Source organism: Klebsiella sp. w6 (genome assembly GCF_033100215.1).
Lineage (GTDB): Bacteria > Pseudomonadota > Gammaproteobacteria > Enterobacterales > Enterobacteriaceae > Klebsiella > Klebsiella variicola.
This window is the reverse complement of record NZ_CP136907.1, coordinates 2910122-2934791: the sequence shown is the minus strand read 5'-3', so window position 1 is coordinate 2934791 and position 24670 is coordinate 2910122. Positions and strand designations below refer to the sequence as shown.

Below are 24670 nucleotides of genomic sequence, written 5' to 3'. Positions count from 1 at the left end.
CCCGAAACGGCTAAAATAGCCAGTCACTTCACCGCTTTCCTCTCCTTAACGGATACCATAATGACTTCATCGCATCAGCGCGCCACCAGCGGGGCGCTTTTTATTTTGATTTTAAGCGGCCTGATGGCCTTTACTTCGCTCTCCACCGATATCTATCTGCCGGCCATGCCGATGATGGCCGCGCAACTGCACGGTGATGCCGAACTGACGATCACCGGATTTCTGATTGGCTTTGCACTGGCGCAACTGGTGTGGGGGCCAATAAGCGACCGGCTGGGGCGTCGCACGCCGCTGTTCATCGGCATGGTGCTATTTATTATCGGCTCCGCCGGCTGCGCGCTGTCGACCACCATCGATCAGATTGTTTTCTGGCGCGTGTTTCAGGCGCTTGGCGCCTGCACTGGGCCGATGCTGGCGCGGGCGATGGTTCGCGATCTGTTTGCTCGTACCCGCGCCGCGCAGATGCTCTCGACGCTGACTATCGTGATGGCGATTGCGCCGATTGCCGGGCCGCTGATCGGCGGGCAGATGATTAAATTCACCAGTTGGCACACTATTTTCTGGCTGCTGGTGGTGATTGGCGCCCTGATGTTTATCGCCTTGTGCTGGCTGCCGGAAACTCTGCCGCCAGAGCGTCGGCAGAAAGGATCGCCGCTTAGCGCGTTTAGCAATTACGCCGCGTTGGTAAAAAACCGGACGTTTATGCGTTATACCCTCAGTCTGACTTTCTTTTACGTCGCGGCTTACGCTTTTATCACCGGTTCGCCGGATGTCTATATTCGCTATTACGGCGTTGCGCCGCAGCACTACGGCTGGCTGTTCGCGGTCAATATCGTTGGGGTTATGCTGATGAGCGTGGTCAATCGTCGTCTGGTGCAGCGCCATGCGTTAGGTTCGCTGTTGAAGGCGGCGCTGGCGGTATCGGCGATTGCCGTCGTCGTGCTGGCAGCCGGCGTGCGTCTGCATATCGGCGGCGTGGCGCTGATTGTGGTGAGTATTTTCCTGTTCTTTTCAATGAATGGGGTGATTGCCGCCACCTCAACCGCCGCGGCGCTTGATGAGGCCGGTGAATATGCCGGTTCCGCTTCGGCGCTGATCGGCTCGCTGCAGTATGGCAGCGGCATTATCTCTTCGCTGTTGCTGGCATGGCTCCACGACGGTACGCCGTGGACGATGGCGTGGATCATGGCCGCTTTTACGCTCGCCAGCCTGCTTTTGGCGTGGCTCCATCGGCGCGTCGATTAATGAATTGAGTTCATAGAGACAAGTTGATTTCCCGGCTGGCGAGTAAGCGAACCGACAACGCGGAGAATATTGACGATAATTAGCGGTTGCGGTCAAAACGGACGTGAGGGTTATTGTTATACTGCCTTGAATTACTGAAGAAAAACGATAACCAGGAGTGTGGAAGGGCTATGAAAGACGATATCAACCAGGAGATCACCTTCCGCAAGCTGTCGGTCTTTATGATGTTTATGGCGAAGGGCAATATCGCCAGAACCGCCGAAGCCATGAAGCTCAGCAGCGTTAGCGTGCACCGCGCGCTGCATACGCTCGAAGAGGGGGTCGGCTGCCCGCTGTTTGTTCACAAAGGGCGCAACCTGCTGCCGCTGCAGGCGGCGTGGACGCTGCTTGAATACTGCCAGGATGTGATGAGTCTGATGAGCCGTGGGCTTGAGGCGACGCGTAAAGTCGCCGGCGTCGGTCAGGGACGGTTGCGCATCGGTACCCTCTATTCGCTGACGCTGGAAACCGTTCCGCGCATCATTATGGGGATGAAGCTGCGTCGCCCGGAGCTGGAGCTGGATCTGACCATGGGCTCTAACCAGATGCTGCTGGATATGCTGGAGGACGATGCGCTGGATGCTATCTTAATCGCCACCAATGAAGGCGAGTACAATCATTCGGCCTTCGACGTGGTGCCGCTGTTTGAAGACGATATCTTCCTCGCCGCGCCGGCGACGGAACAGCTGGATACCTCGCAGCTCGCCGACTTGCGCGATTACGCCGATCGCAAATTTGTCTCGCTGGCGGAAGGCTTTGCGACTTATGCCGGGTTTCAGGAGGCTTTTCAGGTAGCCGGTTTTGAGCCGGAAATTGTGACCCGGGTGAATGATATCTTTTCGATGATAAGTCTGGTGCAGGCGGGCGTCGGCTTCGCGCTGCTGCCGGGACGCATGAAGAAAGTTTATGAAAACGATGTGCAGCTGTTAAAGCTGGCGGAACCCTATCAGATGCGCCAGCTGATCTCTATCGTCTATTCGCACCATCGCGAGCGCGATGCCGACCTGCTGGCGCTGGCGGCGGAAGGGCGGATGTACGCCCGCAGTATTAATCGCTAAGCCGCTGCGCCAGATGGCGGGCGACGTCTACGCCGCTGCGCTCCAGCGAAATGGTCTCGCCGCGCCAGCCCGCCTGGCGGGTCAGGCAGGTGAGCACCCCGCCGGGCGGCATCTCGATTGCCAGCCTGGCGTCGCGTTCATCGGCGGCGATCATCGCCTCCTGCCAGTGCACGGTGCGCGCCATGTTCATCGCCAGATCGTCAGCGATCCGCTGCGGATCCCACAGCACGCGCGCCGTCGAGCCGCTTAAATAGGCGCGCTGAGGGCGCGTTAAGGTGACGTCGGCAAAGGCTTTTGCCAGCGCTGCGGCGGGTTTATCCAGCAGTGCGCAGTGCGAGGGCACGCTGACCGCCAGCCGCTGGGCTTTACTGGCGCCAGCCCGCAGCGCCAGCTGCGCCACCTCGGCCATCGCCTCATCGCGCCCGGCGATCACGATCTGCGTTTCGGCGTTGAGGTTGGCGAGATAAACCTCGTGGCCCTGCATCAGCGCCTCAACCCGCGGGCGGGTCAGCCCCATAATCGCCGTCAGCCCGTAACCTTCGGGATAAGCCTGCTCCATTAAATCGCCGCGCAGCGCCACCAGCCGCAACGCGCTGGCGAAATCGAGCGCGCCGGCAATCACCGCTGCCGGAAACGCGCCAATAGAGAGGCCGCTGACCATCTGCGGATCCACGCCCTGGCGCTGTAGCTCGCGCGCCCAGGCGACCCCGGCGATCAGCAGACAGAGTTGTACCGCACGGGTGTGTTTTAGCGCGTCGGCGCTATCGAGAGTAGCGACTTCATCCCCCAGCACGGCGCGCGCCTGCGCGAAGATGTTCTCGCGGTCGGGGATGGCCGCCAGCATGGCTGGCCGCTGGCCGCCCTGACCGGGAAAAGTAAACAAAATTTTCATCATTCCTCCCTGTGCCACGGCGTCGCGGTTAATCGTGCGCCATGGGATGTTTTCAGCAGCGCACGGCCATCGCGCAGCCACTCATTAAGGGCGAAGGCGCCGTAGGGCGTTTCTACCTGGGTATCGGCGCGGCACGGCAGTTGGGCCACACGGGCCTGCCACTCGCGCAGCGCCTCGCGATCCAGCGGCTGCGGCGCGCGGATCAGCAGATCCAGATCGCTTGCCGCATGCAGCACCGGGATCTCGGTTGCCAGCGCATAGCCGGTACTGCCGGTGACGCCCCAGCGCCAGGACCAGGGGTGTAAGGTAAGGGCGATAGCCGCCTGAACCGGCGGCTGTGAAACAAAAGGGGAGCCCAGCAGACGCTCGCGCTCCACCAGCATTTCCGGCGTCACGCAGCGCACGATATTGTGCGCCTGGACCCAACCGGCGGCGCGCTGCTCGCGCTTCATGCCCCGCACCCCCACCGGGATGCGGGCCTGGTCATCAACGTCGCGTCTCACCACCACCGGCAGCGCGGCTCGCCACTGCTGAGCCACCCACGGCTCGGCAATAGCTTCCAGGGCGCTGGCGTGGTTTAACCAGAGTAAATCGTGGGGACGCGGCGTTGATGACATGGTTTACAGTCCTGAAGTCAAAGAGATAAACAGCGGTAGCGACAGGATACACAGAACCGAGCTTAACAGCAGCACGGCTTCAGCATCAGGAGACTGGACGCCGAAGCGGTTGCCGAAGACCACGCCGAAGAAGCCGGCGGCTAGGGCAATCATCAGGATCGCGGTAATGGCGATAGAGCCGTGCAGACCCAGCAGCATCACCAGACCCCAGGCAATAAACGGCTGCACCAGCAGTTTCACGATGGTGGAAGTGGCGATCAGCGCATTGAGCTGCAGTTTACGTGCCGACAGGATCACCCCGGTGAGGAACAGCGCGGCGGCGGTGGCGGCCAGGCCCAGCGGTTTGATGGAGGCCAGCAGCATTTCCGGCATTTTAATGCCTATAGCGGAAAGCACCACCCCAAGCAGCGGGCCCCAGACGATCGGTTTTTTCACCGAACGCCACATCAGCACCGGCAGCATCGCCAGCGTAGAACCGCTGTTTTCACCTGCGGCGCGGGCTTTTTCACGTTCCAGAATCAGCAGGCAGAACGGGGTCATCAGTACCGAGCCGCAGGCGATAGAGACCGCCACCGACAGCGAGGTTGACGCGCCTTCACCCAGCACGCTGCCGAGGATCGGCAGACCCAACGCGGCATAGTTTGGCAGGGCGACGGTGAGGGTCAGCACCGCGGCATCCTGCGGCGTGCGTTTGAACACGCTGGTGGCGAGGAAGTAGATCGCGGCATAGGTGATCCACATCGCGCCGGTCAGCACCAGCACCAGCGGCGACTGGGCGACGATACCGGCCCACGGCGTTTGTACCGTGGCGCTAAACAGCGTGGCGGGTAAGGCAAAATCCATTACAAAGATATTGAGCAGGGAGACATTTTTATTATCTACCATCCCGGCCTTACCGGCCCAGAAGCCCAGCAGCATAATGACGAAAATCGGGGCAAGAGCATGAATAATCACATAAGTCATAAATCACCTGTAAATAAAATAGAGTACTGGCGCGATTGTTATTTTTTCTAAAAGCCGTCCCTTCCCGGAGCGTGTATTCCGCGCTCCGGGGGACAGCTTCCGGCAGGTTTTCTTCTACTACTTACGTACGAACGTCTTACCAGCTGGCGCGCATGCGATCGCGAACCAGTTGTGAGCTGCGGCGGTTTTCCGCGCCCAGGCGGCACTTCAGTGAGGTATCTTTGCGCGCGTCAGCGATGGCGTCGCGCAGGGTACGGCTGACCAGCGACAGATCGCCTTCGTCTGGCGCATCCGGATTATTAATATCCAGAAGGGCGGAGAGCAGGCCGAGCGTCGCATAGTTGCTGACGTCGTAGGCCATCGGCGGGATTGTCGCCGCCAGTTTCTCCAGCGCCTCCACGGTACGCAGCGTAATGCGCGCTGCCGATTCTTTACCCATCGCGTGGACCAGCACACCGCTATCGTTAAAGGCGATCAGGCGGTTGGCCTGATAGCCGTGGGCCAGAAACGCCCCGGACATCGCTTTTCCAACAATCAGGCCAATCACCGGGTGGCCGGCAAGACGGGCTTTGGCGTAGGCGCCTGCCGCCCCGGCCAGCGCCTGATGGATGCCGAAAGCTTCTTCGCGGCGGCCATAGGCCTGGCTTGGGACATCAATTACCGCGACGATCGGCCGTTTCACAGGCTGATCGGCGTCAGCGGCGATGGTTTCATTGACCACTTTCGCCAGCGTCCAGCCTTCCAGCAAGCCGACTTCGCCGCCGGCGGCGCGCGGGTAGTGGTTGTTGGCGTCAGGCACCACGGCGATAAAGCGGACGCTTTCACCATCAATCTGGCCATCTGCGACCTGCACCGACGGGCACAGACCACTCATCAGCGGCGCGTCGGGCGCCAGTTTATTCAGCCACAGCGCGGCGCGGTTTGGGAACTGATTCATTATTTATCCTCCCGGGCAAAAAGCTGTTTAATCTGCGCGGTATCCGCCTGCTGGCGGGTATCGAACTGGCTCAAGCGACGCAGATAATCGTCATAGTTGTCGCTGCGGTGCTGTGCCGGTACGCCTTTGGCGATCGCCTCGTTCATTGCGGTTTTAACGGCGTTAACGCCATCGTTAACCAGCGCGTCGACCAGTCCGCTGGCGGCGCGAATTTCACCCCCGGTCATGCTCCAGATAAACGGCCGGTTGCGGGAGTCGTACTCTTCAATGCCGGCTTCCTGCTCGATAACCTGCGGGCCGTTGAGGCCGAGACGGGCTTCACGGGTGACGATAAGGTAGCTGCACAGCGCCGCGGCGATGGACATGCCGCCGAAGCAGCCGACGGTACCGGTAATAATGCCGACTACCGGGGTGTAGCGGCGCAGGTCGACAATCGCGGCGTGAATATCGGCGATGGCGGCCAGACCGAGGTTGGCCTCCTGCAGACGTACGCCGCCGGTTTCGAGGCACAGCACCGCCTGGGTCGGGATACCGTTGCGGTTATCTTCCGCCGCCAGCTCCAGCGCGGCGGCCATTTTGGCGCCGGAGACTTCGCCCATACTGCCGCCCTGGAAGGTGCCTTCGATGGCAATCACCACCGCAGGTTGGCCGTTGATCGTGCCTTTGGCGACCACCATACCGTCGTCGGACTGCGGGACGATGCCCTGCGCGCCGAGCCACGGCGACATAATGCCTTCAAACGGATCCAGCAGTTCGCGGTAGCTGCCGTCGTCCAGCAGGGCGTGGGCGCGTTCGCGAGCGCGCAGTTCGATAAAGCTGCGATCGTTACGCATGAGCGGCCTCCTCAAAGACTTGTTCAATACGAATACGAGCGACGCCCGGCGTGGCGCCGAAGTCGTGGATAATCAACTGCCCGGCGGGCAGACCGTTGATCAGGTTCAGCCTGTCGAACAGCGCCTGCCAGCGCGCATGGCTGTTATCCACGGAGGTAGTGATCTGTACGTTGAGCGTGGCGCTCTGTGCGGCGGTATAAAGCACTTCCATATCGCCTGAACCTACGACCCCTGCCAATGCTTTGCCGCTGAGGGCGCGGTTGGCAGGAAATGACAATGTAATCTGTTCCATAACATCCTCTGAATGCGTTAGCCGGCAACCCGGTCGAGAAACAGGGTGGCGGCAAGGAGATCGGCCGCGCCACCCGGCGAGGCGTTGTGCGCCAGCATCTGCCCATCAAGGCGCGCCAGCGCGGCGCGACCGGCGACGCTGGCGCAACCGCCCGCCGCCAGAACCTCGCGAGCGCCTTGCTGCATAGCGTGCAGGCCGTTCATGCCGGCGCGCGACAGCACGCAGGTATCGCTCAGCGAGGTCATGATGGCCATCAGCGCATCAAGGCGCGCCTGCGGCTCGCTGGCGCCTCGCGCCCGGCTTTGCCGCAGTTGCGGCAGCGCCAGGGTGGTAACATGCGGAAATCCGCGCTGCGCTTCCTCGCGTGCGCCCGGCACCTGCCAGCGGCGGCTGGCGCGCAGCCCCTTACTAAAGCTTTTCGGCGCGAAGCCGTCAGGCAGGCGGGCGAGGGCGGCGGCGGCGGCGGCGATCGCCTGTGATTGACCCTCTCCACCCAACATCGCCACCGCGCTGACCAGCAGGCCCAGCGCCCAGATAGCGCCGCGGTGGGTGTTAACCCCACCCGTCGCCATCATCATCTGCGCTTCACCTTCGCGACCGAGGCGGCCGACGGTTTCTCGCAGGGCGATATCCGCCGGACGCTGCCAGCTTTGCTGCGCCAGCGCGTGAAAGGTCGGCTGCAGGCTGCGGGCGGAGCGTTCCATCAGGTCCAGATTAAGATCCTGATGCGCGCCGTTGCCGCGACTATCGACCAGGCCCGGTTTCGGACTCAGACGGGCTTCGTCAATCAGACACGCACTGGCGGTATGCGCCAGCCAGCTGACGCGGCTTTCTGCGTGCAGGGGGGAGAGATTTTTCATTACCAGCTCCGGAATTTTGCCGGTGGGTTGTACAGTCCGTCGGACCACTCCACCAGGTCGGCGACGCTGCCGGCCGCCAGTAGCGAGCGGGTGGCATCGCTGCGGCGAATGCCGATATCTTCCGGGTAGACCACTTTGCCGCTCTGGCGCAGGGCGGCGACGCGTTTGGCGTCCACCCCGAGGCCAATATCGGTGATACCGGCCACCGCGGCGACCATCGCCCGGCGCTCTTCAAGGCTCTCCGCGCGGTACAGGTAAGCGATACCTTCTTCGGTCAGCACGTGAGTCACGTCATCGCCATAAATCATCACCGGCGCCAGCGGCATGCCGGAGGTTTTGGCGACGTCGACCGCGTCGAGCGTTTCAACGAAGGTCGGTTTTACGCCGGCCTGGAAGGTTTCGACCATCTGCACCACCAGTTTTTTCCCGCGCTGCATCGGGTCTGGTTCGGTGATCATATTGAGCCAGGCCGGGGTGGCGTGGCGGCGACCGTGCGGGTCATGGCCCATGTTCGGCGCGCCGCCGAAACCGGAAAGACGACCGCGGGTGACGGTGGAGGAGTTAGCCAGGCCATCGACCTGCAGGGTCGAACCGATAAACATATCTACCGCGTACTGACCTGCCAGCTGGCAGAAGGCGCGGTTGGAACGCATTGAGCCATCCGGGCCGGTAAAGAAGATATCCGGGCGGGCGCGGATGTACTCTTCCATCCCCAGTTCGCCGCCGAAACAGTGCACGCTCTCCACCCAGCCGCTCTCGATGGCCGGGATTAAGGTCGGATGCGGGTTCAGCGTCCAGTGTTTACAGATTTTGCCTTTCAGTCCGAGCTGTTCGCCATAAGTGGGCAGCAGCAGTTCAATGGCAGCGGTATTAAAGCCGATACCGTGGTTAAGCGACTGCACCTGATGCTCCGCGTAGATGCCTTTGATCGCCATCATCGCCATCAGAATGTGTTCTTGCTTAATCAGGCGCGGGTCGCGGGTGAACAGCGGTTCAATGAAGAACGGTTTGTCGGCGACCACCACGTAATCAATCCACGAGCCGGGAATATCCACGCGCGGCAGATCGCATTCGTCGTCCACCAGTTCGTTGACCTGGGCTATCACAATGCCATCGTGGAAGGCGGCGGCTTCGACCAGCGCCGGGGTATCTTCAGTACTTGGCCCGGTGTACAGGTTGCCTTTGCGGTCGGCTTTATAGCCCGCGATCAGCGCGACGTTTGGCGACAGATCAACGTACAGGCGGGAGTAGAGTTCGATATAGGTGTGGATGGCGCCGATTTCGAGCAGGCCATCTTCCAGCAGCTGCGAAATGCGCAGGCTCTGGGTGCCGGAGAAAGAGAAATCCAGTTTACGGGCAATGCCTTTTTCAAACAGGTCCAGATGCTCGCTGCGCCCGACGCTGGGCATAATCATATGCAGGTCGTGAATTTTTTGCGGATTGACCTCGGCGAGCATGCGGGAGAGGAAATCAGCCTGTTTCTGGTTGTTGCCTTCCAGCACCACCCGATCGCCCGGGGCGAGCAGATTTTCCAGTACGCTGACCAGCTGGTCAGTGGGGATGACTTTGCCGGCGATCTTCGCTTCGGCCAGCCGCCGCTGTTTTTCCGTCCGGCGACGGTTCCAGACCCGCGCCGTCGTTTGTTCAGCATTCATTGTTAACCTCCTGATTCGACAAATCGTTTTGTTTGTCCTGGTGGAAGTTAGTGTGCGATGTGCGGCGCTGCGCATCAATTAAGCACGGCGGCTAATTGTTAGCTTTAGAGTAACGATTGGGTCTTACCGTTTGTGATAGGGATCAATAATACGAAAGGCGTAGTGGTCTAAGGGAAGAGCGCAGGTGAGGAAGCCGGCCGGCACTCGGCCGGCCGTGAGAAGGGGTTATTCTTTGCTGACATCACTTAATAAGAAAGCAATACTCTGACCGCCGCTGGTCTGCTCGAGGGCAATTTTGGCGATAATCGTCAGCGGCACCGACAGCAGCATGCCGACCGGGCCCAATAGCCAGCCCCAGAAGATCAAGGACAGAAACACTACCAGCGTGGAGAGCCCCAGGCCACGTCCCATCACCCGTGGCTCCAGAATGTTGCCGAACACCAGGTTGACGATCAGGTAGCCGGCCAGGACCACCAGCGCCTCGTACAGCCCGCCAAACACCAGTACCTGCAGGATCGGCGGGATGGCCGCCAGCACGGAGCCAATATTGGGAATATAGTTGAGCGCGAAGGCCAGCAGTCCCCACATGAAGGCGAAGCGCACGTCCAGCAGCACTAGCATGCCCCAGACCACCAGGCCGGTCACCAGGCTAATCGCGGTTTTCAGCACCAGATAATGCGACACGCTGTCGATGGCCCGCTGAATGGCGCCCATCCCTTCAACCGGACGGGACATCAGCTGTTGCAGCTTGGCGGGAAGCTGGGGGACCTCCAGCAGCATAAATACCACCGTCAGCAGCAGCAGAAAAATCGAGGACATCGCGTTCGACAGCTGAGTGAGCAGGCTGGTGACCAGCGTCATCACCGCGTTAGGGTCGATGTATTTATTCAGCTCCACCACCGAGACGGTGAACCCCATGCGCTGCAGCCAGGGGGCGATGGTTTGCATCGGCTCGTAGAGATAGTTGCGATATTGCGGTAAGGTGCGCGCCAGCTCGTTAAGCGAGGTCCCCAGCGAGGCCAGCAGCACAATGGCCAGCATGACGATGAGGCCAATCAGCATCGAGATCGCCAGCACGCGCGGGACCCGGCAGCGGACCAGCAGTTGTACCAGCGGATTAATGATCACCGCCAGAAAGAGGGCGAGAATAAAGGGGACAATAATGTCCGCCGCAAAGCGAATGCCGGTAAGGATGATCACCAGCATGCCCAGCATGATGACCATCTTTAATCCGTTAAGTGTAATAATGGGTTTAGCCATAGGTCCCGACCTCAATCTTCCTTGCCTATTAACAGGTTGCGTTACATTAGCATAATGACGTTTTTTTGCAGAAAAAACGCATTGAAGCAAAACGGCGGCGTAAAGAATTGCAAATTCTTTGAATTAAATGTAGCACTATGCTACAAATTTATCTGTGTATAACTACTGAGGACAATTTTCATCCGCAACGGACGAGAAGCAACACCGCGGATAATTGTAATTTTATGGACAATCAGTTCAGGATGTATATTTTAAACCACCCCGCAGTCTCTCTCTCTTTTTCCCGTTTTGCCGGCGAGCAGCACTGGCATTCGGCGCTATAGTCACCTTCTCTCTGCCTGAGCTGGCGCCAAGCGCACAGCGAAATCTACGTCAGAAATTTTCCTGTTTACGCCTCGCGTAAACGGTAATGGATTATATTCTCAAGCAGGAGAAGGGATCATGTTTTATTGGATTTTATTAGCTTTAGCTATTGTTGCTGAAATTACCGGCACCTTGTCGATGAAATGGGCGAGCGTGAGCGGTGGTCATACCGGTTTTATTTTAATGCTGGCCATGATTGCTCTGTCATATATTTTTCTTGCCTTTGCGGTTAAAAAAATTGCCCTGGGTGTGGCCTACGCGCTATGGGAAGGGATCGGCATTTTGCTGATTACCGTGTTTAGCGTGCTGTTGTTTGATGAAAGCCTGTCGCCGCTGAAGATCGCCGGCCTGACCACCCTGGTGGTGGGGATCGTCTTAATTAAGTCCGGCACCCAGAAAAAAGCGTCGTCAAAGCAGGAGGTGGCCCATGCAGCAGTTTGAGTGGATCCACGCCGCGTGGCTGGCCGTCGCCATCGTGCTTGAAATCATTGCCAACGTCTTTTTGAAGTTTTCCGATGGCTTCCGCCGCAAAGTCTACGGCATCCTGTCCCTGGCGGCGGTGCTGGGCGCGTTCAGCGCCCTGTCGCAGGCGGTTAAAGGGATCGATCTCTCGGTCGCCTATGCGCTGTGGGGCGGCTTCGGTATCGCGGCGACCATCGCCGCCGGCTGGGTGCTGTTTGGTCAGCGCCTGAATAACAAAGGCTGGGCGGGGCTCATCCTGCTGGTGGCCGGCATGGTGTTAATTAAACTCGCCTGACGTCTCGCCGCCTGCAAAGCCAGGCGGCAAAACAGGTCCTCTGTAGTATGCTTAACTCAAGATCAGCCCCTCGCTGATAGTGTGCCTGGTGACGATGAGGACTGCGCATGTTCACTGCTTTCGGCTGGCGGAAAATTCCTTCCGCCAGGACGTTGTCAATAATGATATTCCTCGCCGGCCTTGGACTTACCGCGTCGGTCATTTCTCTGCTGTATCTCTCACAACACCTGATTGCCAGCAAATCTAATGAAATCGATCAGCAGCGTTCGGTGCTGTCGGTGGAAGGGGCGGTACAGACCTCGGTCAATCGGGTGCTGTCGCTGGTGCTGGACAATGCCATCTGGGATGACGCGGTAACGCAGACCTACGCCCCGTCACTCGATCAGAAATGGCTGTACGATTCCTGGGGATCAGGCTTCAAAATCAATAACCTGTACGATGGCACCTTTGTCCTCGATGAACATTATCGTATCCTGTGGGGCGCCTTTCAGAGCCAGGTGCTGCCCCGGACTGACCTCTCATTTCTAGGGGCTGGCCTGACCAGTCTGATCCACACTCATGCGCAAGCATTGCGAGAGGGAAAAAACGCCTTTGCCGGTATCACGCGCACGGAGGCCGGGATCGCCTTTGTCGGCATCGGCCTGATACGCCCAACGACAGGTCGGCTTCAGGTATTTGATGCGACGCGGCGCTATCTGGTGATAACCCGGCATATCAACCCCCAACTGCTGGAGCGCCTGGGTGACACCTTTCAGATTCGTCATCTGCATCTCGCCGAGGGTCCCGGCGCCTACCGTATTCCGCTGCGAACGCAGGCGGGTGAGGTGCTGGGATACCTGGCCTGGCAGCCGCGCCTGCCTGGCGCTGAAGCGGCGCAGGCCTCGTCAGGCAGCATGGGACTGATCGCCGGGGTGGCGGCCAGCCTGATCCTGCTGTTTATCCTTTTTAGCAGTTTGGGCATGTATAAGCTGGCGCGCGGGGAGCGTCAGGCGCGGGAGATAGCCATGATTGACTGGCTGAGCCGTCTGCCTAACCGGCGAGCGCTTCTGCTGCGGTTAAGCCAGGTATGCGAGACGGGGAAACACGATAATCAGTGCGTGGTGTTTATCGATCTGGATGGTTTTAAGGACGTCAATGATAACTATGGTCATGATGTCGGCGACGCCCTGATCCGCCATATCGCCAGCGCCCTACAGACGCGGGTACCGACGGGGGCCATGCTGGCGCGGATGGGCGGGGATGAGTTCGCTATGGCGGTGAGCGGCGAAAAGGCGATTGACCGGGCGGCGGCGTTCGCCTGGGCAGCGCTGGAGCTGCTGAAAGCGCCAGTGACGCTCAGCAAACGCAAAATTTATATCGGCGCCAGCATTGGCATCGCCAGCGGCGCCCCGGCGGAATGTTCCAGTACCGAGCTGTTTCGCCGGGCCGACATCGCCATGTACCACGCCAAGAAGAGCGGGAAGGGGCGGACAGCCTGGTATGACGATGCGCTGGATGCTGTGCGGCGTCATCAACTGATGATTGAGAACGGCATCCGCCAGGGGCTGGAGCAGAATGAATTTGAGGTCTGGTATCAGCCGGTGGTCGATGCCGATACCCTGGCGATGACCGGCGTGGAGGCGCTACTGCGCTGGCCGCGACGCCCGCAGGGGGCGCTGGCGCCGGATGCGTTTATTGCCATCGCCGAGAGCAGCGGCCTGATTGATGCCCTCGGGCAGTTCGTTCTGCAACGCGCCTGCAGCGACCTGCAGCCGGTGGACGATCTCCTTTTGTCGGTGAACATCTCGCCAGCGCAATTTCGCGACCCGGCTTTTGAAAACCGGGTGATGAAGACCGTCGCGGCCTGCCGCTTTCCGCCGTCGCGCCTGCAGGTGGAGGTGACGGAGAGCTATGTGCTGGAAAATCCGGAACGTTCGCAGGCGGTGGTGGAGAATCTGAAGGCCCAGGGTATTGCCGTGGCGCTGGACGATTTTGGCACGGGCTACTCAAGTATTGGCTATTTACGCCGCTTTCGCTTTGATAGCCTGAAGATCGACAAATCTCTCGCCGGGCGGGTGGACAGCGATGAACAGGCGGCGGAGATGGTGCGCGGGACGGTGCGCATTGCCCGCGCGCTGGGGATGACGGTCGTGGCGGAGGGGGTTGAGGATCTGCAGCAGCTGACGCTGCTGCGGCGGGCCGGCTGCGACCGGCTTCAGGGGTACTATTTCAGTAAACCGATGCCGATCGCCGATCTGCTGCAGCGGCGTCAGTCGCAGGGGTGATTACTCTCCGGCCAGTGCTTCCAGCTTATCGCGAAAGCCGGTAACCGAAATGGCGCGGTTGTCAGCTCGCCAGCGATCCTGCGGACCGGGAGCGGAGCTTTGCACGGCGATCACTTGCCAGCCGTCCTCCGTTTTCAACAGCAACGGCGACCCGCTGTCACCTGGCAGCGTATCGCACTGATGCGACAGCACGCTGTTTTGCGCCCAGCCGGTCACGATGCAATCCTGATGGCTGTACAGATTATCCAGATGATCCTCCGGATATCCCGATTGGGTCACTTTACGGTCCGCTGCCTTCAGCGCAGCGGTGAGATCGGCCTTGCTACCCGGGAAGAGTGGGATCGGCGTGATGCCCGAGGGAGCATAGCGCAGTACGATCAGGCCAAAATCTGACGGCGCCGCGGCGGAGGGCACGATCCAGCCATCGCCATCGGCCTTCAGGCGCTTACCTAAGGCCGGATCCACTCGCCCTTCAATGCCGTGAATTTCATATACCCAGCCGCCCTTGCGCGAAATAAAGCGCAGAGCAACCGCTTTGTCCGGTTTGCCGCGCGGAGGCGTCAACAGACAGTGGCCAGCGGTCAGCGCCAGGTGAGGGGAGATAAGCGTCGCTGTGCACAGATTGCCGCTGGCGGTTTCCAGTTGGCCGATCGCATCCCACGGGCTTTCCTCGGGGTGGCTCACCGCTTTTCGGTCATCATGGCCGAAAAACAGCGTCTTAATATCTTTGGCGCTCAGTCCGCTATCATCGGCATGTGCGCCCAGAGGTAACAGATAAAATGAACACAGCAATAACAGAACGTCTCTACGCATATCACTCTCTGGGGAGGCTATGATGTCTATTGACAGTAGCAGGAGATTTAAGTTTTTGAAAGTAAACAATAATTCTAAGCAGGCCAAACCGTTGCCATCAGGCGAGACGGGCTGACGCTGCCGCTGGCAAAACCGTCTGATTTCAAGCGGTTAATACCAGCTGAACGCTGTTGCTATTTCCGCAGAAAGCGACGTCCGACGCAACAAAATTCGTGTATCAGAACGTACTGAACCCGGCGAATAATTCACCAACCGGACATTAAGATTATTCCTAGTTTGCCAGCGATTCGCTGAAAAATAATGCGCTTGCCCGCCAAAACTTCACCAGAATTCGCACTTCTTTACGCCTCTCGTAATTATTTTCAATGCGAAACATTTTCTCACCGAAAACGTTGTTACCGTCACTCCGCCGTTGAGTAAATAGAGAGGTAATACCGGCGATGATAGCCTGAATTCTATTTCCCCGACGTTGGGAGGGTATATGTCTAAAAAAGGTATTCGCGCACTGGTTTATGTTTCCCTGGTCTCAGTTGCTATCTGGGGCGCGACCGGTTATCTGGTGATGGAAGCGGTGCGCGTACTGTGAAGCGTCTGGTCACCACGAGGTGGCCGGCGCGCGCTAGTTTATGACTACAGTGTCTGGCGTCTTCGGACGCCGGGCATTTTTTGTGCCGCAGGAATTTCAGGGTAATGAGACGCGGGAAGGTGTCGTCAGCGATCGCCGTACGGTATTTATTATTCTGCAAAGCCAGCAGAAGCAGTAAATGAGAGCGTGGCGGAAATGATTAATAGAGGAAAAAGCGGGTAGCAACCACTGCGCAAATGATTAACAGGATCAGGATGAGCTCGAAACGATAGCGCCGCAGCATAGTGCTCTCCAGAAAAAACGGCGCTGAAACAGCGCCGATTATTAAGAAGGTTAGTTCACCGGGAGGAATTATGCTGCCGGCTGTGCAGCAGGTTTAGCGGCCTGGTGTTTAGTGGTTTTGTGGTGTTTTTTTGCAGCCTGCGCTTTCTGTGCTACCGGTTTAGCCGCAGCTTTGTGGTGCTTTTTAGCCGCCTGAGCTTTCTGCGGAGCAGCGGGTTTAGCTTCTACTTTTTTGTGTTTTTTAGCGGCCTGGGCTTTCTGGGCAGCGGCTGGTTTAGCTTCTGCTTTTTTGTGTTTTTTGGCAGCCTGAGCTTTCTGCTCTGCAGCTGGTTTTGCCGCGGCTTTGTGGTGTTTTTTGTGATGGGTGGTCTTGGCAGCAGTGCTGTGGGTAGCAGCCGGTGCCTGAGTGGTGCTTACTGCGTCAGCAGCGAAAGCGGCGGAAGAGAGACCCATAGCAGCGGCAACGACCAGAGCTAATACTTTTTTCATTCTGATATCCTCGAAAAGTTTTCTTAATTTCAACCCCACTGCGGGGCCGGTGAAATCACTATATGCTTGTCTTTTCGAGCTTTCCGTGAGTGTTTGGTATCGGCGTGTAACCGAATGTACAACACGCCTGGCCGTGGGGAGTGGAAGGACGCGCCGGGCAACCCGGCGCGTACGATCACAGATAGCGGGCGGTAAGGTGTTCGCGGAAGTAGCGGCTGTTGAGATCCTCGCCGGTGGCCTGCTGGATCAGCTGCGAGGTGGAGAAGCGGCTGCCATGCTGCCAGATATTCTGCCGCAGCCAGTCGAACAGGGCGCTGAAATCGCCCTCCGCAATATCGCGGTCTAACGTCGGCAGCGCGCGCCGGGCGGCCGCCATCAGCTGGGCGGCATACATCGCACCCAGCGTATAGGAAGGGAAATAGCCGAATCCGCCGTCGGTCCAGTGAATATCCTGCATGCAGCCGTCCCGGTAGTTGCCGGTGGTCGACAGCCCCAGCCAGTGCTGCATCTTCTCGTCCCACAGCGCCGGGATATCATCTACTTCAATCTCGCCGTCAATCAGCGCGTGTTCAATTTCATAACGCAGGATCACATGCGCCGGGTAGCTGACCTCATCGGCATCGACGCGAATAAAGCCCGGTTTCACCCGCTGATTCCAGGCGACAAAGTTGTCGCTGCTAAAGGCCGGTTGATCGCCAAAACGCTCGCGCACCGCCGGTAACAGGCGGTTGAGGAAAGGCTCGCTACGTCCCAGCTGCATTTCAAAAAACAGACTCTGCGACTCGTGGATAGCGGTGGAGCGAGCGAGTCCTACCGGCTGGTCGACCCACGGGCGAGGCAGATTCTGTTCATAGCGGGCGTGGCCGGTTTCGTGGATCACGCCGAACAGGGCGCTGAGCAGGTCGTTTTCGTTGTAGCGGGTGGTGATGCGCACATCCTGGGGGACGCCGCCGCAGAACGGGTGAGCGCTGATGTCGAGGCGCCCGCCGTCGAAGTCAAAGCCGAGGATGCGCATGGCCTGCAGGCCCAGCTCGCGCTGAGCGGCAATCGGGAAAGGCCCCTGCGGGGCGAGTAATGTCTGCGTCGCTTGCTTAGCGACCGCTTGCCGCAGCAGGGAAGGCAGCCAGGACTTGAGGTCGGCAAACAGGCTATCCAGCCGGGCGCTGGTCATATCTGGTTCGAAAATATCGAGCAGTGCGTCGTAGCGTGAGCCGCCTCTGGCATCGGCGCGGATCTGCGCTTCCTGACGGCTCAGCCTGACCACCTCGCGAAGATTGTCGGCAAAGCCAGCCCAGTCGTTAGCGGGACGCTGGCTGCGCCAGGCATGCTCACAGCGGCTGCCGGCAAGGGATTTTGCCTCCACCAGGCTCTCCGGCAGCAGCGCGGCCTGATCGTACTGACGCTGCATCTCCCGCAGATTGGCCTGCTCGACGTCGTTGAGGTCCTGCTGGCGGGCCTCCTGCAGCCATTGGCCCACTTTTTTATCGGTCAGGATCTGATGCTGCAGCACGCCGAGCTCCGCCAGCGCTTCGCTCCGGGCGGCGCTGCCACCTGGGGGCATCATCGCAAACATATCCCAGCCAGCGATGGCGGAGAGATGCGAAAAGCGCGACAGGCGCTGAAAGGTACGAGTAAGCTGCTGATAAGGCGTATTTTCAGTCATAGTGGCGTTCGGTCCGTGACAGGTGAATGAACAGGTTATCGGTATCCTTCTACACTATCCTGATACGCCCGGCGGGTCGAGCGTTGCGCATACGGGAAGGGAAAGACACATGGCGGGAGAATAAGCTCACCTCTGTGATCGGTGTGACAGAAAACGGTAACATATCGGTACTAAACTGTGATCGATTACACAGGTCTGGAGGTTCGGGGGTGGTTTATGAATCCGTTCACCTGGCTGTTTATTGCACTGCTGTCCGTTGATGCCGTCAGAGAGTTGATGGGCTTGTCTTCCATTATGGGCATGTGGTGAACCGTGGCCCGCAGGCCACGTCACACGCGACTATTTCAGTCGTTGATGTAAGCAGGTGCCGGTCAACAGCGCGGCAAGGAGCAGCAGCGCGATAAACCCACCGACGCCGTTCCAGCCGTAGTGATGCCAGAATACCCCGCCTAACGTCCCGGCAAGACTTGAACCCAAATAATAGCTGAACAGATACAGCGATGACGCCTGACCGCGGGCGCGGCGGGCGCGTGGGCCAATCCAGCTGCTGGCAACGGAATGCGCGGCGAAGAAGCCAGCGGAAAACAGCAGCATACCGATGAAAATAAGCCACAGGGAAGAAAAGAGCGTCAGCAGCAGGCCGCAGAGCATGACAGCGGTAAAGCCGAGCATCACCGGTCCGCGGCCAAAGCGTACGGTCATGGCCCCTGCCTTCGGTGAACTCCAGGTCCCGGTGAGATAAGCTACCGACAGCAGGCCTACCACCGCCTGGCTTAGCGACCATGGCGACATCATCAGCCGGTAGCCAATATAGTTAAACAGGGTGACAAAAGCGCCCATCAGCAGAAAACCTTCGACGAACAGCAGCGGCAGACCGCGGTCGCGCCAGTGCAGACGAAAGTTGATCAGCAAATTTTTCGGTCGCAGCGAGGTCGAGCGGAAATGGCGCGACTCGGGCAGAATGCGCCAGAACATGATGGCCGCGGCCAGCGCGAAGCCACTGATCACCGCCAGCGCCACGCGCCAGCCGAAGAAATCGGTAAAGACCCCGGTCAGCAAGCGGCCGCTCATGCCGCCGATGGAGTTGCCGCTGATATATAACCCCATCGAAAAGGCGACGAAACTGGGGTGGATCTCCTCACTCAGGTAGGTCATGCCGACCGCCGCCACGCCGCTCAGCGACAGGCCGATCAGGGCACGCATAATGAGGATGCCGTGCCAGCTGGTCATCATGGTCGACAGCAGCGAGCAGCAGGCGGCCAGCAGCAGGGCGGTGACCATCACCGGCTTGCGCCCGATGGCATCGGACAGCGGGCCGGTAAACAACAGGCCCACCGCCAGCATCGCCGTGGAAATGGAGAGTGAAATACTGCTGCTGGCCGGGGAGACGCCGAACTCGTTCGACAGCACCGGCAGGATCGGTTGCACGCAGTAGAGCAGAGCAAAGGTGGCCAAACCGGCGGAGAACAGCGCGAGGGTGACGCGCATAAATTGCGGGGTGCCGCGCTTAATAAACTGATCCGGGCGGGATGCACCAGCGACGCTGACCTCGCCCGCCGGCACGGTGTCAACGGTTGTTGTACGACTCACAGAGAATTCCTTGCGTAGAAGTTGCTGCTTACCAACAGAATGTTGTGACCATTCAGCTCACATTTTTAGGGTATGAAAATGTAAATATTCTGTCTAATATATTAATAATCTCAAATAAGACGTTTTAAATATGAATATCGAGTTGCGTCATCTGCGCTATTTTGTCGCCGTCGCCGAGGAATTACATTTTGGCCGGGCCGCAGCGCGACTGAATATTTCTCAACCGCCGTTAAGCCAGCAAATTCAGATCCTCGAGCAGCAGACCGGCGCCCGCCTGTTCGCGCGCACCAATCGCAGCGTCAGTCTGACGGCGGCCGGAAAGCAGTTTCTCGCCGATAGCCGACAAATTCTTGCCCAGGTGGATGACGCGGCCGCCCGCGCTGCGCGTCTGCATCACGGTGAAACCGGCGAACTGCGTATCGGCTTTACCTCCTCGGCCCCCTTTATCAAGGCGGTATCCGATACGTTGTCGATGTTTCGTCAGCGCTACCCGGATGTGCATATTTTGACCCGCGAGACCAACACCCGCGAACAGATTGTGCCACTGAGCGAGGGGGCTCTCGATCTGGGGCTCCTGCGCAATACCCAACTGCCGGACACCCTGGCGTGGGAGCGGGTGCTGCGCGAGCCGTTGCTGGCGATGGTCCCTGCCGACCATCCACTGGCCCGCCAGCCCTCGGTCAGCCTGGCGGCGCTGGCGCGCGAACCCTTCGTCTTTTTCGACCCGCACGTGGGTACCGGCCTGTATGACGATATCCTCGGCTTGCTGCGTCGTTACGGCCATGCGCCGGTGATTGCCCAGGAGGTGGGGGAGGCGATGACCATTATTGGTCTGGTGGCCGCCGGACTGGGGGTGTCTATCCTGCCGGCCTCCTTTCAGCGCGTACAGCTCAGTGAAATGCGCTGGCTGCCGATCGACGAACAGGATGCGGTGTCGGAGATGTGGCTGGTGTGGTCGAAACATCATGAACAGGGAGCGCTGGCAAAACGCTTTCGCGAGTCGCTGCTGGCCTGGAAAACCGAGCACAATTGAGGCGAAAAGGGGCTGGAAATGTGCGGTAAATCACAAGGCTAAGTAAAAATTTGACGTTCACCATCGAAGTGCTTCACCATAGCCGAAAGTTTATTTCGAAGCGCGAAAATAAAGGGAGTCAATGGTGGTAGCGGATAGTCAACCAGGCCATATCGATCAAATTAAGCAGACCAATGCCGGCGCCGTGTATCGCCTGATTGATCAGCTCGGCCCGGTATCGCGTATCGACCTCTCCCGATTTGCGCAACTGGCTCCCGCCAGCATCACCAAGATTGTCCGCGAGATGCTGGAAGCGCATCTGGTGCAGGAGACGGAGATCCAGGAGCCCGGCAGCCGTGGCCGCCCGGCGGTGGGGTTGATGGTAGAAACCGAGGCCTGGCACTATCTCGCGGTGCGCATCAGCCGCGGCGAAATCCACCTTTCGCTACGTGATTTAAGCAGTCAGCTGGTGGTGGAGGATCAGCTGGAGCTGGCCCTCACCGACAGCACGCCGTTTCTGACCCGTATTATTGATCATATCGATCGGTTCTTTATTCGCCACCAGAAGAAGCTGGAACGGCTCACCTCCATCGCCATGACGATGCCGGGTATTATTGATACCGAAAATGGCATTATTCATCGCATGCCGTTTTATGAGGATGTCAAAGATGTGCCGCTGGGCGATGTGCTGGCCAACCATACCGGGGTGCCGGTCTACATTCAGCATGACATCAGCGCCTGGACTATGGCGGAATCGTTGTTCGGCGCCTCGCGCGGCGCCCGGGATGTCATTCAGGTGGTCATCGATCATAACGTCGGCGCCGGGGTTATCACCGACGGACGCCTGCTGCATGCTGGCAGCAGCAGCCTGGTGGAGATCGGCCATACTCAGGTCGATCCCTACGGCAAACGCTGCTACTGCGGCAACCATGGCTGTCTGGAAACCATTGCCAGCGTAGAGAGCGTGCTGGAGCTGGCGCAGATGCGCATGGCCCAGTCGATGAGCTCGCTGCTGCACCAGCGTCCGCTGAGCGTGGAGTGGCTGTGCCAGGCCGCGCTGCAGGGCGATCTGCTGGCCAGAGACATTATCAGCGGCGTGGGTAACCACGTCGGGCGGATTCTGGCGATCATGGTCAATCTGTTTAACCCGCAGAAAATTCTGATTGGCTCGCCGTTTAATCTGGCGGCAGATATCCTTTTTCCGGCAATTTCCAGCTGCATTCGGCAACAATCGCTCCCGGCCTACAGCCAGCATATCGCGGTTGAAAGCACCCAGTTTTCCAATCGTGGCACGATGGCTGGCGCGGCGCTGGTCAAGGATGCGCTCTATAACGGATCCTTACTCATACGACTGTTACAGGGTTAACATTTTTTCATAGTCACACCAAAAATTGCGCTATCTCAAGCCGACCTCTGGCGGCATCACGTAGACTTTGCCCACTGTTGATTATTTCTCTCCCGTATATTTCATCGACAAAACTGTGGGGTTAGTGATGTTTAAGCGTTTCTTTATTACAGGTACAGACACCTCTGTCGGGAAGACAGTGGTTTCCCGTGCGCTGTTGCAGGCACTTGCTGCCAGAGGCAAAAGCGTGGCCGGGTACAAGCCTGTGGCGAAGGGCAGCAAAGAGACGCCAGACGGTTTGCGTAACAAAGACGCGCTGGTGCTGCAGAGCGTCTCCACGCTGGCGTTGCCGTATGAGGCTGTCAATCCCATAGCGTTAAGTGAAGACGAAAGCAGCGTGGCGCACAGCTGCCCGATCAACTACGGTTTGCTGTCGGATGGTTTGCAGCGACTGGCCGGTCAGGTCGATCACGTGGTGGTTGAAGGCACCGGCGGCTGGCGCAGCCTGATGAACGACCTGCGACCGCTCTCCGAATGGGTGGTACAGGAGCAGCTCCCGGTGCTGATGGTGGTGGGGATCCAGGAGGGGTGTATCAACCATGCGCTGCTGACGGCCCAGGCGATCGCCAATGACGGGCTGCCGCTGATCGGCTGGGTGGCCAACCGCATCAACCCCGGTCTCGCGCACTACGCTGAAATCATCGATGTCCTCAGTAAGAAGCTGCCGGCGCCGCTGATTGGCGAGCTGCCGTACCTGCCGCGCGCCGAACAGCGTGAGCTGAGCCGCTACGTCGACTTAGACATGCTCGGCAACGTGATGGCGATAGATCGAATCCCGGCGTAACGTCCGCGACAGCACCGACGCCACCACGCAGGTGATCAGCAGGCCGGGCAGCAGCGCATACTGCCCGGTCATCTCACAAATCATCAGGGTCGACATGATTGGCGCATGGGTGGTGGCAGCCAGAAACGCCGCCATGCCGGTCAGACCGATCATCATAGCCATCTCTTCATTCCCCGGCAGCCATAGCCCGCTGACGCTGGCAAACAGCATGCCCATCGCCAGGCCGACAAACAGCGTGGGGGTAAAGACCCCGCCCGGCGCACCGGAGCCGCTGCTGGCCAGCACCGCCAGCAGTTTGCACAGGAAAACGCCGGCCAGCAGTACGCCGGACGGCGGTATCTGCAAATAGCTTTGCACCACGCTGTAGCCGTTGCCCCACACCGCCGGGGTGATGAGCGATAAGCCGCCGACAATCAGCCCCCCCAGCGCCAGCTGCCACGGCGGCGTCAGTTTCAGTTTGACGAAGCCGCGATGACTGGAGTCCATCAGCCAGATAAACAGCGGGCCGCATACCCCGGCCAGCAGGCCAGTCGCCAGCATTAAACCATAGTGCAGCGCGCTGAGGTTCTGCTGCAGGACGACGTGGTACAGCGGCGCGGCGCCGCCGTTGAGAAACTGCGTCAACAGCAGGGCGATCACCGCCGAGATAACGACCGGCCCGAGCGAGGCCAGCATCAGCGTGCCAAAGAGAATTTCAGCAATAAACAGGCTGCCGGCCAGCGGGGCATGATAGGCGCTGGCCATCCCGGCAGCGGCGCCGCAGGCGACCCACAGCTTCCATTCAGTCTGCGGCGTGAAGCGGCGGGCGAACAGCGACGCTGCCAGCGCGGCCAGCAGGATCATGGCGCCTTCGCGGCCAATTGCGCTGCCGGTGACCACGACCAGCAATGACGCCAGCGATTTCACCAGGCTTGCCGGCGTATCGAAGCAACCGTCGCCGGTCTCCAGGGCTTCCATATAATCGGTGGCGGCATGCGGGCGCGCGATGCTGCGTCGCTGCCACAGCCAGAGAAGTGCCCCTGCCGTCAGGCCGCCCAGCGCGGGGGTAATCAGTCGCCGCCACGCCGGCAGCGACTGCGCCGCGTTGACCAGGCTCCCGCTGTCATTGCCGAGAAACAGCGTTTCCAGCACCACCATCGCATGGCGAAACAGCGCCACCGCCAGGGCGGCGAGAAGGCCAATCAGGGTGGCGATCAGCAGGCGGCGAAACATCACCTGCACATCAGGATAGGGGTGAAGACGGTGCATCAGTCACGGCGAGGTTCGGAAAACATGGTCTTATTTTGATAGGGAATAACCTTAGATGCAAAAGCGATAAGTGCGGGTGAGGGGCTGGGAAGCGGCGAAATAAAACCGCGCCGGATACCGGCGCGGTGAAGGGTTAACGATAGAGCGCTTTTTCCGCCACGGCGATCGGCAGATTCTCCTGCCACTGCGCCAGCGTTGCCTGCGCCAGCTGACCCAGCGCCTGGTAGAAGGGGTGGGCGGCATGGTCGACAAAGACGCTCAGAAAGCGCCCGGACCACGGCAGCAGGTGCCAGTCCAGCAGCTGGGCAAACAACGCATCCTGCTCCGTCTCGCACAGCCACGCCGCCAGCAGCAGCAGGGTGCCGAAATGATCTTCCGGTTCGTTACGCTCGGCGTCCAGTGCGATGCCGTTCGTGCGCATCCACTCGCGCAGGGCCAGCGTGGAATCGCCAAACAGCACTGACTCTTTATCCAGCCAGACGGATCCCCATGGCGGCGCCGGCAGGGCCCACGGGCCGATAAACAGGCGTTGCCAGGCTTCCGGTAATGACTCTTCCGTCGACGCGGCAAAGGCTGACGCCAGCGGGGCGGTTACCGGGAAGGGCCACTGTTGCTGCCAGCTGCCGTCCTGGAAGGCGGCGACCAGCGGCGCAATGTGCGCGCTATTCGGCGCATAAGAGAACAGCGCGCCCAGGGTGCGAGCGCTTAACGCGACAGCGTCGCGGTTTGGGATCGGCATCATTACTTATTCCTTTCTGCGGCG

At 59.4% G+C, this 24670-nt stretch carries 25 protein-coding genes; 10 read left to right on the top strand and 15 right to left on the bottom strand.

The window, feature by feature from the left end:
- The first annotated feature begins 60 nt into the window (after positions 1–60).
- Both R0140_RS14535 and R0140_RS14530 read left to right on the top strand, forming a co-directional pair.
- Positions 61–1245 carry a multidrug effflux MFS transporter gene (locus R0140_RS14535; RefSeq protein WP_032739841.1) on the top strand — a complete coding sequence of 395 codons (1185 nt, stop codon included), beginning with the start codon at positions 61–63 and terminating at the stop codon, positions 1243–1245.
- Between the two features lie 170 nt (positions 1246–1415).
- Positions 1416–2342 carry a LysR family transcriptional regulator gene (locus R0140_RS14530; protein ID WP_032735501.1) on the top strand — a complete coding sequence of 309 codons (927 nt, stop codon included), beginning with the start codon at positions 1416–1418 and terminating at the stop codon, positions 2340–2342.
- Here the strand turns inward: R0140_RS14530 and mdcH are convergent.
- The 9 genes from mdcH to R0140_RS14485 form a co-directional block, all read right to left on the bottom strand.
- Entirely contained in the window at positions 2332–3234 is a 903-nt protein-coding gene (mdcH, locus tag R0140_RS14525; protein ID WP_016160952.1) for a malonate decarboxylase subunit epsilon, read from the bottom strand. The genes R0140_RS14530 and mdcH overlap by 11 nt on opposite strands.
- A complete protein-coding gene (locus R0140_RS14520) occupies positions 3234–3851 on the bottom strand; it encodes a malonate decarboxylase holo-ACP synthase (RefSeq protein WP_008805037.1) in 618 nt (205 codons plus the stop codon). The genes mdcH and R0140_RS14520 overlap by 1 nt, the downstream gene beginning before the upstream one ends.
- Positions 3852–3854: 3 nt before the next feature.
- Positions 3855–4814, bottom strand: coding sequence for an AEC family transporter (locus R0140_RS14515; protein WP_012541868.1), 960 nt, complete (start codon positions 4812–4814; stop codon positions 3855–3857).
- A gap of 136 nt (positions 4815–4950) precedes the next feature.
- Positions 4951–5751, bottom strand: a complete 801-nt coding sequence (mdcE, locus tag R0140_RS14510) for a biotin-independent malonate decarboxylase subunit gamma (RefSeq protein ID WP_032730273.1) — start codon at positions 5749–5751, stop codon at positions 4951–4953.
- Positions 5751–6584: a biotin-independent malonate decarboxylase subunit beta gene (locus tag R0140_RS14505; RefSeq protein ID WP_012541866.1), complete on the bottom strand. Its 834-nt coding sequence runs from the start codon at positions 6582–6584 to the stop codon at positions 5751–5753. The genes mdcE and R0140_RS14505 overlap by 1 nt, the downstream gene beginning before the upstream one ends.
- The gene (gene mdcC / locus R0140_RS14500; RefSeq protein WP_032739844.1) at positions 6577–6876 is read right to left on the bottom strand and encodes a malonate decarboxylase acyl carrier protein; all 300 of its coding nucleotides are present in this window, start codon (positions 6874–6876) and stop codon (positions 6577–6579) included. The genes R0140_RS14505 and mdcC overlap by 8 nt, the downstream gene beginning before the upstream one ends.
- 17 nt (positions 6877–6893) lie before the next feature.
- Positions 6894–7736 carry a triphosphoribosyl-dephospho-CoA synthase gene (locus tag R0140_RS14495; RefSeq protein ID WP_032730275.1) on the bottom strand — a complete coding sequence of 281 codons (843 nt, stop codon included), beginning with the start codon at positions 7734–7736 and terminating at the stop codon, positions 6894–6896.
- The gene (mdcA, locus tag R0140_RS14490) at positions 7736–9391 is read right to left on the bottom strand and encodes a malonate decarboxylase subunit alpha (protein ID WP_022065717.1); all 1656 of its coding nucleotides are present in this window, start codon (positions 9389–9391) and stop codon (positions 7736–7738) included. Before mdcA ends, R0140_RS14495 begins: the two co-directional genes overlap by 1 nt.
- 225 nt (positions 9392–9616) lie before the next feature.
- Positions 9617–10651 carry an AI-2E family transporter gene (locus R0140_RS14485; protein WP_008805030.1) on the bottom strand — a complete coding sequence of 345 codons (1035 nt, stop codon included), beginning with the start codon at positions 10649–10651 and terminating at the stop codon, positions 9617–9619.
- A gap of 441 nt (positions 10652–11092) precedes the next feature.
- Between R0140_RS14485 and kpnE the strand changes: the two genes are divergently transcribed.
- From kpnE to R0140_RS14465, 3 genes are all read left to right on the top strand, one after another.
- Positions 11093–11455 carry a multidrug efflux SMR transporter subunit KpnE gene (gene kpnE / locus R0140_RS14480; RefSeq protein ID WP_008805029.1) on the top strand — a complete coding sequence of 121 codons (363 nt, stop codon included), beginning with the start codon at positions 11093–11095 and terminating at the stop codon, positions 11453–11455.
- Positions 11442–11771, top strand: a complete 330-nt coding sequence (gene kpnF / locus R0140_RS14475; protein ID WP_008805028.1) for a multidrug efflux SMR transporter subunit KpnF — start codon at positions 11442–11444, stop codon at positions 11769–11771. Before kpnE ends, kpnF begins: the two co-directional genes overlap by 14 nt.
- 107 nt (positions 11772–11878) lie before the next feature.
- Complete coding sequence (locus R0140_RS14465) at positions 11879–14035, top strand: putative bifunctional diguanylate cyclase/phosphodiesterase (RefSeq protein ID WP_012968315.1); 2157 nt, start codon at positions 11879–11881, stop codon at positions 14033–14035.
- Here R0140_RS14465 and R0140_RS14460 read toward each other — a convergent pair whose 3' ends face one another.
- Positions 14036–14848, bottom strand: a complete 813-nt coding sequence (locus R0140_RS14460) for a trypsin-like serine peptidase (RefSeq protein WP_012968314.1) — start codon at positions 14846–14848, stop codon at positions 14036–14038.
- Between the two features lie 626 nt (positions 14849–15474).
- Between R0140_RS14460 and R0140_RS14455 the strand changes: the two genes are divergently transcribed.
- Positions 15475–15612 (top strand): hypothetical protein, encoded by a 138-nt coding sequence (locus tag R0140_RS14455; RefSeq protein ID WP_153690771.1) that lies wholly within the window; start codon positions 15475–15477, stop codon positions 15610–15612.
- A 173-nt stretch (positions 15613–15785) separates the two neighbouring features.
- On the opposite strand, the gene asr is transcribed toward R0140_RS14455, so the two are convergent.
- Positions 15786–16205, bottom strand: a complete 420-nt coding sequence (gene asr, locus R0140_RS14450; protein ID WP_043875352.1) for an acid resistance repetitive basic protein Asr — start codon at positions 16203–16205, stop codon at positions 15786–15788.
- Positions 16206–16380: 175 nt separating this feature from the next.
- On the bottom strand, positions 16381–17868 hold the full coding sequence (locus R0140_RS14445) for a carboxypeptidase M32 (RefSeq protein ID WP_032739846.1): 1488 nt from the start codon (positions 17866–17868) through the stop codon (positions 16381–16383).
- A 216-nt stretch (positions 17869–18084) separates the two neighbouring features.
- Between R0140_RS14445 and R0140_RS14440 the strand changes: the two genes are divergently transcribed.
- Complete coding sequence (locus R0140_RS14440) at positions 18085–18177, top strand: KPN_01571 family protein (protein WP_004206050.1); 93 nt, start codon at positions 18085–18087, stop codon at positions 18175–18177.
- A 30-nt stretch (positions 18178–18207) separates the two neighbouring features.
- On the opposite strand, the gene R0140_RS14435 is transcribed toward R0140_RS14440, so the two are convergent.
- Positions 18208–19458, bottom strand: coding sequence for an MFS transporter (locus R0140_RS14435; RefSeq protein WP_008805023.1), 1251 nt, complete (start codon positions 19456–19458; stop codon positions 18208–18210).
- A gap of 130 nt (positions 19459–19588) precedes the next feature.
- Between R0140_RS14435 and R0140_RS14430 the strand changes: the two genes are divergently transcribed.
- The 3 genes from R0140_RS14430 (at position 19589) to bioD (ending at position 22659) form a co-directional block, all read left to right on the top strand.
- Positions 19589–20491, top strand: coding sequence for a LysR family transcriptional regulator (locus R0140_RS14430; protein ID WP_110222348.1), 903 nt, complete (start codon positions 19589–19591; stop codon positions 20489–20491).
- Between the two features lie 124 nt (positions 20492–20615).
- Positions 20616–21836: a sugar metabolism global transcriptional regulator Mlc gene (mlc, locus tag R0140_RS14425; RefSeq protein ID WP_032691385.1), complete on the top strand. Its 1221-nt coding sequence runs from the start codon at positions 20616–20618 to the stop codon at positions 21834–21836.
- Positions 21837–21963: 127 nt separating this feature from the next.
- The gene (bioD, locus tag R0140_RS14420) at positions 21964–22659 is read left to right on the top strand and encodes a dethiobiotin synthase (protein WP_012541855.1); all 696 of its coding nucleotides are present in this window, start codon (positions 21964–21966) and stop codon (positions 22657–22659) included.
- Here the strand turns inward: bioD and clcB are convergent.
- Positions 22612–23907, bottom strand: a complete 1296-nt coding sequence (gene clcB, locus R0140_RS14415; protein WP_032739847.1) for a voltage-gated ClC-type chloride channel ClcB — start codon at positions 23905–23907, stop codon at positions 22612–22614. The genes bioD and clcB overlap by 48 nt on opposite strands.
- Before the next feature lie 133 nt (positions 23908–24040).
- Positions 24041–24649, bottom strand: a complete 609-nt coding sequence (gene dmsD / locus R0140_RS14410) for a Tat proofreading chaperone DmsD (protein ID WP_032739848.1) — start codon at positions 24647–24649, stop codon at positions 24041–24043.
- Positions 24650–24670 lie beyond the last annotated feature (21 nt).